This window comes from Cytobacillus sp. Bac17 (genome assembly GCF_024519925.1).
In the GTDB taxonomy this organism is placed as follows: domain Bacteria; phylum Bacillota; class Bacilli; order Bacillales; family Cytobacillaceae; genus Cytobacillus; species Cytobacillus pseudoceanisediminis.
The window spans coordinates 1-17,300 of record NZ_JALJRC010000031.1; the positions used below are offsets into that span (position 1 = coordinate 1).

At 42.4% G+C, this 17,300-nt stretch carries 17 protein-coding genes; 10 read left to right on the forward strand and 7 right to left on the reverse strand.

Annotated elements, in window-relative coordinates; translation table 11 throughout:
* The first annotated feature begins 103 nt into the window (after window positions 1–103).
* Complete coding sequence (locus NR125_RS24090) at window positions 104–352, forward strand: hypothetical protein (RefSeq protein WP_192908297.1); 249 nt, start codon at window positions 104–106, stop codon at window positions 350–352.
* On the opposite strand, the gene NR125_RS24095 is transcribed toward NR125_RS24090, so the two are convergent.
* The 3 genes from NR125_RS24095 to NR125_RS24105 all read right to left on the reverse strand — a co-directional run bounded on the left by NR125_RS24095 (window position 326) and on the right by NR125_RS24105 (window position 4,212).
* Window positions 326–1,555, reverse strand: coding sequence for a PucR family transcriptional regulator (locus tag NR125_RS24095; protein ID WP_019383490.1), 1,230 nt, complete (start codon window positions 1,553–1,555; stop codon window positions 326–328). The genes NR125_RS24090 and NR125_RS24095 overlap by 27 nt on opposite strands.
* A gap of 122 nt (window positions 1,556–1,677) precedes the next feature.
* Window positions 1,678–3,141, reverse strand: coding sequence for a sodium/proline symporter PutP (putP, locus tag NR125_RS24100; protein ID WP_071155941.1), 1,464 nt, complete (start codon window positions 3,139–3,141; stop codon window positions 1,678–1,680).
* A gap of 153 nt (window positions 3,142–3,294) precedes the next feature.
* Window positions 3,295–4,212 carry a proline dehydrogenase family protein gene (locus NR125_RS24105; RefSeq protein WP_256816268.1) on the reverse strand — a complete coding sequence of 306 codons (918 nt, stop codon included), beginning with the start codon at window positions 4,210–4,212 and terminating at the stop codon, window positions 3,295–3,297.
* A gap of 299 nt (window positions 4,213–4,511) precedes the next feature.
* Between NR125_RS24105 and NR125_RS24110 the strand changes: the two genes are divergently transcribed.
* The 8 genes from NR125_RS24110 to NR125_RS24145 all read left to right on the forward strand — a co-directional run bounded on the left by NR125_RS24110 (window position 4,512) and on the right by NR125_RS24145 (window position 13,877).
* Window positions 4,512–5,666, forward strand: coding sequence for an ABC transporter substrate-binding protein (locus tag NR125_RS24110; protein WP_009335815.1), 1,155 nt, complete (start codon window positions 4,512–4,514; stop codon window positions 5,664–5,666).
* A gap of 92 nt (window positions 5,667–5,758) precedes the next feature.
* A complete protein-coding gene (locus NR125_RS24115) occupies window positions 5,759–6,634 on the forward strand; it encodes a branched-chain amino acid ABC transporter permease (protein ID WP_009335816.1) in 876 nt (291 codons plus the stop codon).
* A gap of 12 nt (window positions 6,635–6,646) precedes the next feature.
* Window positions 6,647–7,624: a branched-chain amino acid ABC transporter permease gene (locus NR125_RS24120; protein WP_009335817.1), complete on the forward strand. Its 978-nt coding sequence runs from the start codon at window positions 6,647–6,649 to the stop codon at window positions 7,622–7,624.
* Window positions 7,596–8,369: an ABC transporter ATP-binding protein gene (locus tag NR125_RS24125; protein ID WP_009335818.1), complete on the forward strand. Its 774-nt coding sequence runs from the start codon at window positions 7,596–7,598 to the stop codon at window positions 8,367–8,369. The genes NR125_RS24120 and NR125_RS24125 overlap by 29 nt, the downstream gene beginning before the upstream one ends.
* Window positions 8,362–9,072 carry an ABC transporter ATP-binding protein gene (locus tag NR125_RS24130; RefSeq protein ID WP_009335819.1) on the forward strand — a complete coding sequence of 237 codons (711 nt, stop codon included), beginning with the start codon at window positions 8,362–8,364 and terminating at the stop codon, window positions 9,070–9,072. The genes NR125_RS24125 and NR125_RS24130 overlap by 8 nt, the downstream gene beginning before the upstream one ends.
* A gap of 107 nt (window positions 9,073–9,179) precedes the next feature.
* Window positions 9,180–10,160, forward strand: coding sequence for a glycerophosphodiester phosphodiesterase family protein (locus NR125_RS24135; protein ID WP_019383492.1), 981 nt, complete (start codon window positions 9,180–9,182; stop codon window positions 10,158–10,160).
* A 164-nt stretch (window positions 10,161–10,324) separates the two neighbouring features.
* On the forward strand, window positions 10,325–12,055 hold the full coding sequence (locus NR125_RS24140; protein ID WP_009335821.1) for an ABC transporter ATP-binding protein: 1,731 nt from the start codon (window positions 10,325–10,327) through the stop codon (window positions 12,053–12,055).
* A complete protein-coding gene (locus tag NR125_RS24145; RefSeq protein WP_192908298.1) occupies window positions 12,048–13,877 on the forward strand; it encodes an ABC transporter ATP-binding protein in 1,830 nt (609 codons plus the stop codon). Before NR125_RS24140 ends, NR125_RS24145 begins: the two co-directional genes overlap by 8 nt.
* A gap of 87 nt (window positions 13,878–13,964) precedes the next feature.
* On the opposite strand, the gene NR125_RS24150 is transcribed toward NR125_RS24145, so the two are convergent.
* Together NR125_RS24150 and NR125_RS24155 are read right to left on the reverse strand one after the other, a co-directional pair.
* Window positions 13,965–14,633 (reverse strand): vWA domain-containing protein, encoded by a 669-nt coding sequence (locus NR125_RS24150; RefSeq protein ID WP_071155947.1) that lies wholly within the window; start codon window positions 14,631–14,633, stop codon window positions 13,965–13,967.
* A 73-nt stretch (window positions 14,634–14,706) separates the two neighbouring features.
* Entirely contained in the window at window positions 14,707–15,768 is a 1,062-nt protein-coding gene (locus NR125_RS24155) for a M20 family metallopeptidase (RefSeq protein ID WP_192908299.1), read from the reverse strand.
* A gap of 308 nt (window positions 15,769–16,076) precedes the next feature.
* Between NR125_RS24155 and NR125_RS24160 the strand changes: the two genes are divergently transcribed.
* Window positions 16,077–16,580 (forward strand): DoxX family protein, encoded by a 504-nt coding sequence (locus tag NR125_RS24160; RefSeq protein ID WP_019383496.1) that lies wholly within the window; start codon window positions 16,077–16,079, stop codon window positions 16,578–16,580.
* Window positions 16,581–16,889: 309 nt separating this feature from the next.
* On the opposite strand, the gene NR125_RS24165 is transcribed toward NR125_RS24160, so the two are convergent.
* A complete protein-coding gene (locus tag NR125_RS24165; protein ID WP_009335826.1) occupies window positions 16,890–17,078 on the reverse strand; it encodes a YfhD family protein in 189 nt (62 codons plus the stop codon).
* Window positions 17,079–17,170: 92 nt separating this feature from the next.
* Complete coding sequence (locus tag NR125_RS24170) at window positions 17,171–17,296, reverse strand: YfhE family protein (protein WP_081757217.1); 126 nt, start codon at window positions 17,294–17,296, stop codon at window positions 17,171–17,173.
* Window positions 17,297–17,300 lie beyond the last annotated feature (4 nt).

Sequence of the window (17,300 nt, forward strand, 5' to 3'; positions counted from 1 at the left end):
TGAAGCCGAAAATCAGGAAGCAAAGAGAAAAATGGTCGCCATGACCGCTTCATGAAGCTGAAAACCAGGAAGCCAGTAGAAAAATGGTCGCCATGAGCACTTCATGAATCCGAAAGTCAGGAAGCAAAGGGAAAAATGGTCGCCATGGACGTTTCATGAAGCCGAAAGTCAGGAAGCAAAGGGAAAAATGGTCGCCATGAGCACTTCAGGAAACCGAAAATCAGGAAGCAAAGGGAAAAATAGTCGCCATGGACGCTTCATGAGCCGCAAATCAGGAAACAAACATGAAAAAGTCGTCATGAATCGCTTCCGCCAGCCAGTATTCTTATTTCTTCCGCTTGAGCAGCTGTAAATCAATGTACAGCTGGCATCTTGTGTTAAAGTCATCAAAGTCGATGGATGTTAAATCAGTAATTTGTTTCATTCGGTATTTTAATGTATTGGTATGGATGAAAAGCTGTTCCGCTGTCGGCTTAAGGCGGCAGTTGTTCAATAAATACACTTCAAGCGTCTTCAGCAGGCTGGTTTGGCTTTCCAGGTCTTTTTTCTGCAGCTTCAAAAGGTCTTCATTTACATATTTAGTCAGGCTGTTATGCTGAGCAATAGGTTCTAAATAACGGAATACCCATAGCTTTTTATATTCATACGGCAATTCTTCAGGTGATCCAATGAATTTGGCGGCTTTGATGACCTCCAGAGCCTCTGCATAGCTTTTGCGCAGTTTTAAGATGGAGGAATATTCTCCTCCGATCCCTGCATACACAGTCTGCGGTCTGAATTGGCTAAGAACGGTATTGGTTAATTCATGTGCGTCTTCTGATAGGCTGCCGGGTGCAGGTGAACTGCTGCCGATCATGACGATAATTTCATGCTGGTTTGTAAATATGTGAGCTGGATGGCTGAGGGCATTTGCAAACAGCCGAACGGTTTCATTCAATTCCGCAAATATCTCTTCATCTGCCTGCACGACAGAAAATACATTGATGATAAAGGCCTCAGGGAGGATGATTTTAACATTGGCCGCCTCCCATTTGATCTGATCTTCCGTCTGATAGGTACGATCAATAATCTTTTGATAAAATTGATGTTTTTCTTCTTCCTTGCGCAGTTTTTTCAGGTTTTTCTGATATAATAGCTTTCCAATATGAAAGGAAACATCATGCAGAAAGTTCATTTCGCTTTCAGATAGAGCGTCTTCTATTTCCTGAACCCAAATAAAACCCAGTATCTGCTCTTTATATTTTGCACTTACAACCACGCGCTGGTTAAGGCCGATTTCTTCCATTTTCTTAATTCTAAAAGGCTCAGGAATTGTCTTTAACTGATCAACAATGCCTTCATCCATAAATTTCTCCAAAATGGGTATGGGCCATCTCTTAGAAAATATGGTCTGCTGGTTCGCCAAATCAAAATGTTCAATATAATACGAGCTATAGGCCAGCAGTGAGAATTGTTCATCCTCGATGACAACAGGCTTCTTTAAAAAAGTACTGACCATTTCTGTAATCTCATCTATATCTGTCATATTAAGGATTTTCTCCAGCGGCTGACTCATTAAGACTCCCTCCTAAACATTGCTGTTCTTATTATAGTGAAAAACAATGGGAGGCACCACTCGAATTTTGCCGAAAGAAAAAGGACCGGGCATTTTCTTGGCCCAGTCCTGAAACGTTTAGGTTATTTTAAGGATTTTTCAAAGTCAGCAAATTGTTTTTCGATTTCTGCAGATGGCTTTGCAGTTAGAAGGCTTACCACTATGATGGCAATTAAGCTGGCAGCAAAGCCTGGAATCATTTCATAAAGTACTTCAGATAATCCGGCTTGAGACCAAATGATGACAGTGCTTGCCCCAACAATCATTCCGGCTAATGCTCCCCATCTTGTCATGCGCTTCCAATATAAGCTAAGAATGATAAGAGGTCCGAAAGCGGATCCGAAACCAGCCCATGCATAACCCACAAGGTCTAGAATCGTTTCATTTTTCTCCCATGAAATAATCAATGCAATGATAGAAACTAGTAATACAGATAATCTTCCTATTGTAACCAATTCTTTATCTGTAGCTGAGCGGCGGAAGAACGTTTTATATAAATCTTCCGTCAATGAGCTTGATGTTACAAGCAGCTGTGATGAAATGGTACTCATAATAGCTGCCAGAATGGCTGAGATTAAGAATCCAGTGATGATCGGGTGGAATAAAACCTCGCCAAGAAGAATGAAAATGGTTTCAGGGTCCGCTATTGAAATGCCTGTATCAGCAACATAAGCAATACCCACAAAACCAGTCAGCATAGCGCCAATACTCGAGAAAATCATCCAGCCCATCCCAATGCGGGTGGCTTTCTTGATTTCTTTAACAGAACTGATAGCCATAAAGCGGACGATAATATGAGGCTGCCCAAAATAGCCAAGTCCCCAAGCAAAAAGGGAAATGATGCCTAAAAGACTTGTTCCTTTAAAGATATCAAGGAAAGCTGGATTGATTGTTCTTGCAGTATCAATTGCCGGCCCAAATCCGCCTACATGGAAAAGTGTTACTAATGGTACAAGAATGAGGGCGATAAACATAATCAAACCTTGAACAAAGTCTGTCCAGCTAACCGCAAGAAATCCACCGAATAGTGTATACGCTACTACTACACCAGTAATGATCCATAAACCTGTGTGGTAATCCAGCCCAAAGGTGCTTTGGAATAATACTCCCCCGGATACCATGCCTGATGATACATAAAAGGTAAAGAAAATTAAGATAACTAATCCTGAAATCAGGCGCAGAATTTTGGAAGCATCCCCGAAACGGTTTTCTAAATAACCAGGGATCGTAATAGAATCATTGGCTACCTCAGTATACGTGCGAAGCCTAGGTGCAACATAAAGCCAGTTCGCCCATGCCCCGAGTGTTAAGCCAAGGACAATCCAGGAAGCGCTTAGGCCAGTGGCATACATGGCTCCCGGGAGTCCCATCAGCAGCCAGCCGCTCATATCGGATGCACCCGCACTTAAAGCGGTTACCGCAGGACCCAGTGTTCGTCCTCCGAGCATGTAGTCTGATAGATTGGAAGTCCTTTTATAGGCATAATAGCCAATCCAAAGCATCCCAATCATATACACGGTAATGGATATAATTAATGCATAATCCATTTGTAAGCCTCCTTTTTGTTAGTTTACAAATATTTAGATAAAATAAGCGATGAGAAAGCAGTGGGCTGCTTTCTCATTACTTAGAAATCACAAATGGTTGGTTATTATTATAGCTGTATTTTATTGTTTTGGAAGAAAAATAATTTTAAAGTTTTACTTTTTGAAAATGCCCTTAAAAGCAAAAGCAATATTAGCAGGGCGTTCAGCGAGCCTTCTCATGAAATATCCATACCAGTCCATTCCGTATGGTACATAGACACGCATCTTATAGCCTTGCTTCGCCAGTTCCAGCTGTGTTTTATTCCTCATGCCATAGAGCATTTGGAATTCAAAGCGATCGTTTGGAATGTTATGCTTCTTTGCCAATTCTTTTGTGTACTCAATGATCTGATCATCGTGGGAAGCTATTGCTGTATAATTTCCGTTTAACAGACTTTGCTCAATTAATTTCTTATAGTTTTCATCTACATCTGTCTTTTCAGGAAAAGCATGCTCCGGTGATTCTTTATAAGCACCTTTTACCATTCTTAAAAAAGGCTGATATTTCCCCAAATCCTCGAGGTCCTTTTCAGTCCGATACAGGTAAGCCTGCAGAACTGTACTTACACAGCTGTACTTCTCTTTAAACTGCTTAAACAAATCGATAGTGGCCTGGCAGCGCGGTACATCCTCCATATCAATTGTCACCATAATTTTATGCTTCTCGGCAGTATCAAGAATTCTTGTCATGTTTTTCACAACAAGATCACAATCGATATCCAGACCAAGAGAGGTCATTTTTAGGGATACCTGTGAATCAAGTCCTTCTTTGCTGATCATTTCAATGGTTGAAATACATTCCTCTGTCCGTTCATTAGCCACTTCAACAGAATCAACAAATTCTCCCAAATGGTCCACTGTTACAGAAAGTCCTTGATTATTCAGATCTCTGATAAAGCGGACGCTGCTTTTGAAATCACCCCCGCCAATTAATTTACCTGCCGCAAAACTTCCGCCTCTGTTCTGGGCAATTTTATTCAGTAAGCTATTTTTTGATAAATATAGAAAAAAGTCTCTTGTAATCGCTTCCATTTCTTCGGGCACCTCCAATGGTTATATCTTTAGATTAATCTTACAATTCTGTGACAAGTTACGACAATGTTCATAAAAAACAAAGATTCTATATTTCTATTGTTGACAGAAGACAATGAAAGGCTGCATTTTCCAGACGATGAAACATCTGCTTCAGTTCCAGGCAACTTCCGCTTTCCGTTGTCAATTAATATGTAAGAAAAGTTTCCATATTATTGTTTACATTGACAAGCATTTGTATTTAAATAGTAATATAGTTTTGAATATTTACTTATTTCTGATAACGGGGGTTAGAGAAAATGAGAAAGCAGTTAAAGAAATTTGCGCAATTTACAGCATTGTCCAGTTTGCTTGTCCTCTCTGCATGCGGCGGCAATCAGGCAGCAGGGGATGAGGATGGGGAAAGCAGCGGAGGAGCAGTTAAAGCCGATATTGGAGTTATTTCTTATATCAGCGGGCCGGGTGCAGCTTATGGCGAAGCAATCACAAATGGCTTAAAGCTCGCACAGGAAGAAATCAACGGCAAGGGTGAAGTCGAGATAAACCTTGTTATAGAAGATTCCGCCGGCAAGCAGGATCAGGCATTGACAGCAGCACAAAAGCTTATGAATTCAGAGAATGTGACAGGCATTATCGGGCCTACATTAAGTACAGAAATGAATGTAGTTGGTCCAGAAGCCGATCTGAACGGGGTACCGATTATGGGGACTTCAACAACTGCAGAAGGGATTCCGCAAATTGGGGACTATGTCTTCCGAAACTCGCTGCCTGAAGCATTGGCGATTCCTGCTTCAATAGATAAAGCCATTGAGAAATATGATGCTAAAAAAGTAGCAATTCTATATGGAAATGATGATGTTTTTACAAAATCCGGCTTTGACACGATGAAAAAAGCAGCAGAAGAGAAGGGGCTTGAAATCTTAACGATTGAAACGTTCCAAAAAGGACAATCAGACTATAATGCGCAATTGACGAAAATTAAAGGTTTAAAGCCAGACCTTATTCTGGCCTCGGCTCTATACAATGAAGGTGCAGTCATAATGGATCAGGCAAGGAAAATGGGCATTGATGTCCCGTTTGTAGGAGGAAACGGCTTCAATTCTCCTGAGGTCATCAATATCGCAGGGGATGCAGCAAATGGACTGATTGTGGCAACTCCATGGTATGGTGAAAAAGAAGATGATAAGGTCAAGGAATTTGTCGGTAAGTATGAGGAAGAATACGGCAAAAAGCCTGACCAATTTGCAGCACAGGCTTACGATGCACTATACATTATGGCTGAGGCATTAAAAAATGCGGGTGAAGCTGATCGTGATGCACTTCGTGATGCTTTGGCCGAAATCCAAGGCTTTAATGGAATCCTTGGGGAGTTCTCTTTTGATGAAGAAGGGGATGTCGTAATGGATCCGACCGTTTTGGTTATCGAAGGCGGGGCATTTAAGGAATTTAATTAAGAAAGCTGCAAAAGTGAAGCTCTGGCGCTATCAGTGCCAGAGCTTACTTTTAAGAAAATGATTCATATAAATAAAGTTAGTAGGTGAATACCGTGTTAATTGAACAATTAATAAACGGAATTACCCTTGGCAGCATTTATGCCATCGTTGCACTTGGGTTTACATTGGTTTTCGGGGTGCTTGGCATTATCAATATGGCACACGGAGAAATCTTTATGTTCGGGGCCTTCATTGGTGTTGTTGTCACTTCCACATTCAAAGGGCCGCTTTGGCTGGCCTTTATGGCAGCGATTTTGGTAACTGCCGCAATGGGATATCTGCTTGAGCGATTTGCCCTGAGACCTCTCAGGAATAAACAGGGAGTATCCCATCTGGCGCCATTGATCAGTACCATTGGTGTTTCGATACTGCTGGAGAACCTGTCGCACCATATTTTTGGTCCAGGCAACCATCCTTTCCGTGCTTCTTTTGCGGAAATAAGTTTCCAGATTGGTTCGATAACCGTATATCTTGTGCAGATTGTTATCTTTATCATTTCTGTCCTTCTCATGTACGCCCTTTCTTTTTGGCTAGGCAAAACAAAGGCAGGAAAAGCCTTAAGGGCAACTGCTGAAAATCTTGAAACTGCAAGCCTGCTTGGTGTTGATGTGAAAAGAACGATTACGATGACTGTTATTATCGCATCTGCGATGGGCGGGATTGCCGGGATCCTGGTCGGAATGGCATTTAACTCTGTTACCCCTCAGATGGGATTATCCATTGGGCTAAAAGGACTTGCCATCATCATTCTTGGCGGCATGGGGAATGTCAAGGGAGCGATGGCCGGAGGCCTTATCCTTGGCTTGGCGGAAACCTTTGTCGTTGTTTACGGCAATTCGGGATACAAGGATGCAATAGCTTTTGCGGCAATTATCGTCATCCTTCTCATCAGGCCGCAGGGGTTGTTTGGCCAAAAAATTTCAGCGTAAGAAGGTGAACTCATGCTTGCAGAATTAATAAATCCATATTATTTACAGGTAGCTTCTTTTATATTAATCAACATTATTTTAGGGGTAAGTATATATATTACTCTATCAACTGGTCAGCTCTCGCTTGCCAATGCAGGATTTATGGGGATCGGTGCCTATACATCGGCCCTTCTGACGCTGAACTTTGACCTTCCTATTATTGTGGGGATACTTTCGGGCACTTTATTGGCGGGTTTATTCGGAATCCTTATCGGGATACCGACATTAAGGCTTCAGGGGGTTTATCTCGCCATTGTGACTCTCGGGTTTGGAGAGGTTATCCGGGTTATTTTTGTAAACTGGGAGTCTATGACAAAGGGAGCTGTAGGTTTATCAGGCATTCCTCATATGGGCCGTGAACTGCTGAATACTTTAAAAGAATTTGGCTTTGATCCGAAAATACTTGGACTCCAAAATAACCAGTTTGTATTTCTCGCTATTTTCCTCATTTTGTTAGGGGTTACAATCAGCATAATCACGTTTTTCAGAAGGCAGAACCGCTCCAGAGTGGGACGGGCTTTCGCAGCGATTAAGCTGGATGAAAAAGCAGCAGAGTCAATGGGAATCAATATTACTTATTATAAAGTCCTGGCATTTGCACAGGGGGCACTGGTAGCCGGATTTGCAGGTGCATTATTTGCACATGTTCTTGCCTACATAAGTCCGGCCGATTTTGCCTATCACCGTGCGGTTGAGATACTGATTTTCGCAGTTTTCGGAGGAAGCGAAGTAATTTGGGGACCGGTGTTTGGAGCGCTCTTCTTAACTGTAATGCCCGAAGTGCTCAGGTTTATAAGCGAATACCGCTACATGATTTACGGTCTGATCATTATTATTATGATGGCTGTCCGGCCACAGGGATTAATTGATGTAAATATTTTAAATTGGCTCAAACTTAAAGCATCAAAGAGGAGGCAAAAGCATGGTACTTCAAATCAAAAAAGCATGTAAAAACTTTGGCGGGCTGAGTGCCCTGTCTGATGTCTCGTTCTCTATTAACCGGGGAGAGATCTTTGGGCTGATCGGTCCAAACGGAGCCGGGAAGACAACGATGTTCAATCTGATTACATCGATGTTTACGCCTACCTCAGGCGAGATTATCTTTAATGAAGACAATATCAATGGCTTAAAGCCGCACCTTATCACGAAAAAAGGCATTTGCAGAACATTCCAGAATATTCGCTTGTTTCCCCAGATGACAGCAGAAGAAAATGTGATGGTTGGGGAGCATTGCCGGAGTAAATCCGGGGTGTTCAGCAGTGTATTCAGGACAAAATCACAGCGGAAAGAAGAAGAAAGAATCCGCAGCAAAGCGAATGAACTATTAGAGTTTGTTGGGCTGGGAGGTTTTGCGGATATTGTTTCTGACAGCCTGGCATACGGCCAGCAAAGAAGGCTGGAAATTGCCAGGGCACTGGCAAGCTCTCCTCAGCTGCTGCTTCTGGATGAACCGGCAGCCGGAATGAACGAAACAGAAACAAGCGAATTATTTCATCTCATCAAAAAAATTCAGGAACAAGGCGTTACCGTCCTGCTGATTGAGCATGATATGCCGCTTGTCATGAAATTATGCGACCGTATTGCCGTGCTAAACTTCGGCAAGAAGATTGCTGAAGGAACACCTGCTGAAATCCAAAATAATTCGGATGTCATCGAAGCCTATCTCGGCAGTGAGGAGGAAGATTTGTATGCTTAAGGTAAACGGGATTAACGCCTTTTATGGAAAAATCCAGGTTCTGAAAAGCATCAGCCTCGAAGTGGAAGAAGGCAGTATTGTTACGATACTTGGCGCAAACGGAGCAGGAAAGACAACGACTATGAAGACCATTTCCGGATTGCTCAAGCCTCAAGCCGGCAGCATTCAATTTCAGGGGCAGGATGTAACGGGACTGCGGCCGGACCAGCTGCTGCGCAAAGGGATTGCCCTTGTTCCGGAAGGCCGCCAGATTCTTTCAGGAATGACAGTGCTTGAAAATCTTGAGATGGGAGCGTACCATCGGAAGGACAATGAAATTGACCAGGATATTAAGAATGTAATGGAACGTTTCCCAATCCTTGAAGAAAGACAGAAGCAGCTTGGAGGAACATTATCCGGGGGCCAGCAGCAGATGCTGGCCATTGCGAGAGCGATCCTCAGCAAACCAAAGCTGCTTCTTCTTGACGAACCTTCAATGGGGCTGGCCCCTCTAATAGTGGCAGATATCTTTAAAATTATTAAAGAAATTAACGAAGCAGGCACAACTGTTCTTCTGGTGGAGCAGAATGCAAGACAGGCACTAAAAATATCCGATTATGGGTATGTCCTGGAAACAGGGAAAATGGTTGCTGAGGGAAGCTCACAAAAGCTCCTGAATGATCCTAGAATCATGGAAGCTTACCTGGGGCGGAAATCAAGCTAACAATAAAAGGCCGAATCTTTAGATTTGGCCTTTTATATTTTTACCAATTGTGCATTATGGTAAAATCGGATGAGAAAAGAATTATTTGTGCAAAAACCGGAGGACAAATGAAAAAGGTAAAGAAGATTTTAAAACGGCTGATCATAATCTTATTAATTCTCGGCGCATTTATGTTTTTAAACAACACCTCCCTGCTTACAAAAGAAAGAAATGATAAGCCGCTGCTTCTCGCCCATAGAGGAATGGCCCAGACCTTTCATATGGAAGGGATAACAGGGGAGACCTGTACGGCTGAAAGAATTTACGAGCCTGAGCATTCCTTTCTTGAGAATACGATTCCTTCCATGGAAGCAGCTTTTGCGGCAGGTGCAGATGCAGTTGAACTGGATATTCAGCTTACAAAGGATGGACAGTTTGCGGTGTTCCATGATTGGACGCTGGAATGCCGGACAAATGCAAAGGGAAATACCAGAGATTATACAATGAAGGAATTAAAAAAGCTGGACATTGGATATGGCTACACAGCTGATAATGGAAAAACCTATCCGTTTCGCGGTAAAGGAATCGGGATGATGCCAAGCCTTGATGAAGTCATGAAAGAGTTTCCGGAAGGAGATTTCTTAATCCATATTAAAAGCAACGATCCCCAAGAAGGAGAAAAGCTTGCTGAATACCTGTCCATGTTTTCAGAAGACAGATTGGAGAAAATATCTGTTTATGGAGGAGACGAACCTATTGCTGCTCTGATAGAAGAAATGCCTGCAATGAGGGTGATGTCCAAGGCAACTTTGAAAGAATGCCTTCTCCCTTATTTAGGAACGGGGTGGACAGGATATGTTCCAAACTCCTGCCATAACACACAGCTTCATATTCCTGAATCATATACAAAGCTGTTATGGGGCTGGCCAAATAAGTTCTTGAATCGAATGGATGATGCAGGCACAAGAGTTATTGTGGTTGCAGGGGACGGGAGCTGGTCGGAAGGATTTGACAGACCGGAAGACATGGAACGGCTGCCTGATGATTATTCAGGAGGCATATGGACAAACAGGATCGACCTGATTGCCCCCATATATAAGAATGAATAGGCGCTTGGTCTGATCCAGGCGTTTTTTAATTTTTTTAATGGAATTATTTAAAAATTTTGTAAAAAGGATTATGATATTAATAGGTTTATTTAGTTTGCCGAAGGATTTTAGTTGTCTTATTATACATATATTATAAATTGCAATTACAGCTTGGGGGACTATAAATGGCGAAAGTTTTAGCATTTCTTAAGCCTTACCGGATAGCGGTGGCAATAGCATTATTCTTAATGCTGACGGAGCTTGCTGTTGAGCTTATTCAGCCATTGCTAATGGCAAAGATCATAGATGAAGGCATCCTTCAGAATAATCTTCAGGAGGTAGTGAAGTGGGGAGGGATTATGCTGGCTGCCTCTTTTGCCGCCTTTGCGGCTGGAGTCATTAATTCCTTTTATGCTGCCCATGTCAGCCAAAGCTTTGGTTTTGATGTAAGGAAAAGATTATATGACAAGGTACAATCCTTCTCTTTTGCCAACTTTAATCTTTTTCCGACATCTTCATTAATTACCCGAATGACTAATGATATTACGCAGCTTCAAAATACCGTTTTTATGAGTCTTCGAATCATGATGAGAGCCCCTCTATTAATAATTGGCGGCCTTATAATGGCTTTTGTGGTAAATGTGAAACTTGCTCTTATCTTATCAGCTGTGGCCCCATTCCTTTTTCTATTTCTGTTTTGGGTAATGGGAAAAGGAGGCGTGCTCTTTAAAGCAGTCCAGGAAAAGCTGGACTCTGTGAACAGCGTCATGCAGGAGAATCTGACAGGGATTCGGCTAATTAAAGCGTTTGTCCGCAGAAATCATGAAGTGAAACGATTTACGCGCACGAATGAGGATCTTAGAGATGGAACGGTTAAAGCATTGCGCCTAATGGAAGTGACCATGCCTGTTTTGCTCTTAATCATGAATCTTAGTATTCTTGGCGTGCTTTGGTTTGGCAGCATACAGGTAAATACAGGGGATGTAAAGGTTGGAGAGATTGTTGCAATTGTTAACTATGCTACCAGGATAACGGCCGCTTTCTCCATTTTTTCCTGGATTATCATGGCATTCTCAAGGGCGCGGGCCTCTGCGAATCGTGTTGCAGAGGTGCTGGAGACTGATGTGGATTTAACAGACAGCTCAGAATCCAGGAATGCCCTTACAGTAAGTCAGGGCAAAATTCTATTTAATAATGTATCTTTTCATTACCCAGGCACTTCTGAGAAGGTACTGGACGGCATCAGCTTTACAATATATCCCGGGGAAACAGTAGCGATATTAGGTGCAACAGGCTCAGGGAAGACCTCTTTATTTCAGCTCATCCCCCGGCTATATGATGTGACCGGAGGAAAAGTTGAAATTGATGGGCATGATGTCAGGGAAATGAAAATGGAGAATCTCCGCAGGAAAATTGGCTTTGTACCTCAGGAAGCCCTGCTTTTTACAGGCAGTGTGAAAGAGAACATTTCATGGGGCAAGGAAGATGCAGTGATGGAGGAAATAACTGAAGCAGCTGTCAATGCACAAATACATGAAACGATTATGAAGCTGCCACGAGGTTATGAAACAAAAGTGGGACAAAAGGGTGTTAATTTATCGGGCGGGCAAAAACAGCGTCTATCCATTGCCCGGGCGCTAGTAAGAATGCCGAAAATCCTTCTGCTTGATGACAGTACAAGTGCACTGGATATGAAAACAGAGGCAAAACTTTTGAGTTCTTTAAAAAAATATACCTGTACAACACTGATTATCACACAGAAAATCAGTACAGCAATGGAAGCAGACAGAATCTTATTGCTTGAAGATGGAAGGCTTCTGGCTGAGGGAGACCACGAGAATCTCCTTAAAACATCGGGATTGTATAAGCGGATTTTTCAATCCCAATCTGGAGAGGAGAACAGAAATTATGCTTAAACAGCTCAAAGAACCTTTCCAATATAAAAAGATACCTCTCGACTTGAATGGTGAATTTACTAAAGGGAAAAAGCCGAAATCTGAGAACATTAATTTCACATTAGAAAGAATCTGGACATACTTGGCCTACAATAAAGGGTTGTTATCTCTTGTTCTATTAATGGTGGTTATCAGCTCAGCAATGGGGCTGCTTGGTCCTTATTTAGTCGGGATGGCGATCGACGAGTATATTGTCACAAAGAACAGCAATGGATTTATTGCCTTACTGATCTGGCTTGGAGTCATATATGTGCTGAACTCGCTTGCACTTTGGTTTCAGAATTATTGGATGATCGGCATCGCACAGGATACTGTATTTACAATGAGAACGAAGCTTTTCAAACATTTGCATAAGCTCCCTATTCCGTTCTTTGACAAGCGGCAGCAGGGGGAACTGATGAGCAGGGTAACAAACGATATTGAAAATGTCAGCTCGACTCTGAACAGTTCAGTGATCCAGGTCTTTTCCAGCCTGCTGACTTTGATTGGCACAGTTTCCGTTATGCTTTGGCTCAGTCCTTTGCTGACGATCATTACTCTGATCATTGTGCCGCTGATGTTTTTTGGAATGAAATGGATTACAGCACGGACAGGAAGGTTATTCAAAGAGCAGCAAAAGAATCTTGGAGAGCTGAACGGTTTTATTGAAGAGACCATATCAGGACAGAGGATCATCAAGACCTTTTCACAGGAAAAGAAAGTTATAGCCGAGTTTCGGGAAAAAGGAGAAAAACTTAGGGGGGCAGGGTTCTGGGCTCAGACATATTCCGGATTTATCCCGAAGCTGATGAATGTTCTGAACAACATGAGCTTTGCCATTATTGCCGGGGTTGGAGGCATTTTTGCCCTGAATGGTATGATTTCAATCGGTGTCATTGTCATATTCACGGAGTATTCCCGGCAATTCACACGTCCGCTTAATGACCTGGCAAACCAGTTTAACACACTTTTATCAGCGATTGCAGGAGCAGAGCGGGTATTTGACATTATGGATGAAGATGAAGAATTCAGAAATGAAGAGCAGCTAAAAGAACTTACCGGAGTAAAAGGCGAGGTAGAGTTCCATAATGTATCTTTTTCTTATGAGGAAGATGGAAATACGGTAAGGGATGTAAACCTTCATGTAAAAGCAGGACAGACTGCTGCTTTAGTTGGTCCGACAGGTGCAGGGAAGACAACAATGATCAATTTGCTCTCACGGTTTTATGAACGGGACTCAGGCCTTATATTAATTGACGGTGGAGATATAGCCAATGTGAAAAAAGAAAGCCTGAGGAAGCATATGGGTTTTGTGCTGCAGGATTCCTTTCTATTCCGCGGCACTGTGCGCGAAAATATCCGCTACGGCAGGCTGGAAGCCTCAGATGATGAAGTGGTGGAAGCGGCTAAGCTTGCCAATGCCCATTCCTTTATCATGAAACTTCCTCAGCGGTATGAGACAGTGCTGAGTCAGGACGGAAATGGCATAAGTCAGGGGCAGAAGCAGCTTCTTTCCATTGCACGTGCATTTCTGGCTAACCCGGGCATTTTAATTTTGGATGAAGCAACAAGCAGCATTGATACAGTGACAGAGCTTAAGATTCAGGATGCCCTTCAGGAACTGATGAAAGGCAGGACCAGTTTTGTCATTGCCCACCGTCTGAATACGATTCAGAAAGCGGATAAAATTTTTGTTCTTGAAGAGGGCAGGATTATTGAGGAAGGTACTCATGATTCTCTGCTTGAACAGGAAGGCTTTTACTATCGGCTTCACGGTAAAGCGGCAGTGGGTGCTAATGCTTGAAATGACAGTTGGATGCAAAATGGGTATATGGCCAGCAGGGATGCAAAAGGCGGACTTGATTAATATCAAATCCGCCTTTTTGCTTATCTATAAAATGACATTCTTTTCCTTAGCTTCTTTTAGCCAGTCAGGGAATTCATTCAGCAAGAGGTCATAAAGTTCGTTATCAGAAATGGTCTCGATATCTTTAATGTGGAAAAAGTTTGCGTTATCGATATAGCGGCCATCCATTTCATCCAATTTTTCCAGTACTTCAAAGTTTGAATCGCCTATGCCGACAAACTGCCAAAATAATGGTTTATCAGAGGATGCTGTAACCGGCTTTTTGATCGTTCTTTTACAGCCCCCATCATTAATGAAAACAATGAAGGCAGGGTCTTTACTAGGATCTTCTGTGGTATATTTCTGAATGACATCCTCCATTACTGGCGGTTCATCATTTCTTCCGAATTTGTGAATCAGATCATTATTTAATATATATTGATCCACATATCCTTCAAAGTCATGTTCTGTTACCGGCTTCAGCCTGGAAAATTCATTATCATAGACCCAAATATCAAGTGCACCGTCATCATCAAATTGGCTGGCAACTGCTAAGATTCTCTCCACAACCCTTTGGACAGTCCCGTTTTTATATAACTTGCGCATGGAGCCGGAAATGTCCAGTACAAGTCCAACTCTGGCAGTAACATTTGTCAGGTTCTTTTTCTGCAGCACAATTCCAGCAGATTTTTTCAATAAACTAATAGAGCTCATTACTCTGAATCCCCCTTTAATCATATACCGAAAATTTACCATATTGGGAGACTATTAGCATTTAATTTGCATCTTAATTCGAGAATTTCATGGCAAAGTCGATGAGCATTTTTTCATATAAATGAATGGAATGCGGCAGGACATATTCATTATCACCGTGCCAGTTCATGCCGGTTGGGCCAAACTCGATAGCTGGTATCCCGTAATTGGCAAAGAACACAGTATCAGCAGAACCATGCTGTCCAAAGAAAACGGCTTTATCTTCTGTGTGTTTTTCAACAATAGGTTCAAGCATTAAGATGAAAGGATTGTCTCTGGCTGTCACAAGCGGCTTGCTGAACATATTCATAATTATTTCTCCATCTGTGATATTCTCGATTTGTTTGATGATCTCTTCATGATCCTGTTCAGGCAAGTACCGGATATCATACGACATGATACATTTTTCAGGCACCTTATTATAAACATCTCCTCCAGTTATTTTTGCCAGATTAATCGAAGGCTGCGGAAAGAATTCAGACGCTTCTTTTGCAAAAGGCAATTTTAATAGTTTTTGATGTACTTCGAAAGCCTTTTCAATGGCATTGACTCCTTCCCATGGACGGCTGCCGTGGGCCGGATCTCCGTCTATCTGGATGTCCAGCCTGATAACTCCTTTTGCTTCCAGCGCAATTCCGAGCTGAGTCGGTTCAGAACAAATGACAAAATCCCCGCGATACCCCTGTTCTGCTAAATACCCGGAACAATTAAAACCGCCGATTTCTTCATCTGATACAATTTGAAGCTGAATTTTTACGCCAATTGGCTTATTGCAGAGTTCTTTTACTGCACACATCATGGCCGCAACCCCGGCTTTCATATCTGCTGCCCCGCGTCCATATATTTTATCGCGGAGTTCTACAGGAATGAACTGTTCATCCTTTCCTGAGACAACATCCACATGCCCATTAAAAATAACGGTCTGATCACCGCTTCCAATTTCACAGACTGCCATTTTATATCCATTATTTTCAATTATTCTAGAAGGAAGGTCGTGACCCGACAGCCATTGATGACAATATTCAATAGCCTGGTTTGCTCCTTCCTTTGAAGAGCTATTAATAGCAATGAGATCTTTCAGCAAGCTTTCAAGCATGTGTCAAAGGTCCTCCTTTAATGCAGCAATAATTTACACAGTACTATTCCTATTCCCGCTTTGGCCGGATGAAAACAGCCTTATTAATGATAGTCCGATATTTTGTGAAGAATTAGTGAAGTATATTGCGAAAAGGGATGGAAAGAAGTATATTATAAGTGAGGAAAGTTAGTGAAGTATTTCACAAATAACTTCACGGCAGCAATCTTTCCTCTCGAGAGCTGGCCGGCTTTTAAATTCCCTGATAGGGAAAAATTTTTAAATGAATATGTGAAATTCCTCACAATAATAACGTGGAGATGATTATCATGAAATGGTGGAAAACTCCTAAGACAGCAGTCGTGTGGACAATATTAAGGGTTTGGCTTGGTATACAATGGCTGGAAGCAGGATGGCATAAGGTAGCAGGCGGATTTAATGCAGGTGGGTTCATGCAGGGGGCCATAGCACAAGCCGCTGGCGACCATCCGGCAGTGCAGGGCTGGTATGCGGGCTTCCTGGAAAATGTAGCATTGCCAAACGCAGATTTATTCAGTACTTTAGTTGCATGGGGTGAAGTCCTCGTTGGAATTGGACTAATACTTGGAGCAGCGACCATTCCGGCATTAATCGCAGGAGCTTTCATGAATCTAAATTTCCTATTAGCAGGAACAACAAGCACTAACCCAATACTATATACAGCAGCAATCATCCTTCTATTTACAGGTGCAGGTGCTTACTGCTGGGGTGTTGACAGATTCGCCATCCCCTATATTAAAACAATGATAAAAGGCGGTCACGGAATAGGCAAAAAAGAAGCACACACTCACTGAGCAGAAATATGAAAAGCAGGAACCTGAGGTTCCTGCTTTTTTTGTCCTTTAATAATAGAAAAGCATAGAATTCTGAATGCCGATAAATGTCTAGCTCCAGTGCCTGCCCCCTCGAGGTCACAAGCTTGTCTAGCTGCGGCTCCTAGGGACGTCATAAGCCATTTCCTTTCAGAAGGAAGAACGCCTTCTTACAGGAACCGATTATGCCTAAGGCCCGCAGGATGCGGGTTATGCAGACGTTGCCACAGGACGTGGCATTCTTAGTCTGCGCTCCTTCATGGGCAAGGCGCTTCCGCTTTTCTATTTAGGCTAGCGTTTTTGTCTGCTCTTTGCCCGCTGATCAGCAGCCTTGGAACGTGCCATTGCCTCGAGATCATCATGATCGGCAAGTTCGCGGTTAAATTCTACGTCGATGCCGTCAGATTTCATGTTTTTTGGTACTTGTGGAAGTGATGATTTGTTTTTATCACGAGTTTTATGTCCATGTGCACGGCCCATTGCAAATAACCCCTTTCAGCAATAAAGGTGCGGAAACTAATTGTTTCCGTACCTTTATCATGTGCCTTTAATAGGGATGGTATGGGTGGAAATTAATGTTTTGACTGTCTGCCTGCAAATCCGCCTGCTTTGTCAGCTCTTTTGAATTCTCTTGAATAAGTTACTTCCTGCATGCTTGATAAAGTGCTTTTGGATTTGTCTTTTTTCTTTTTGTCCACTTTG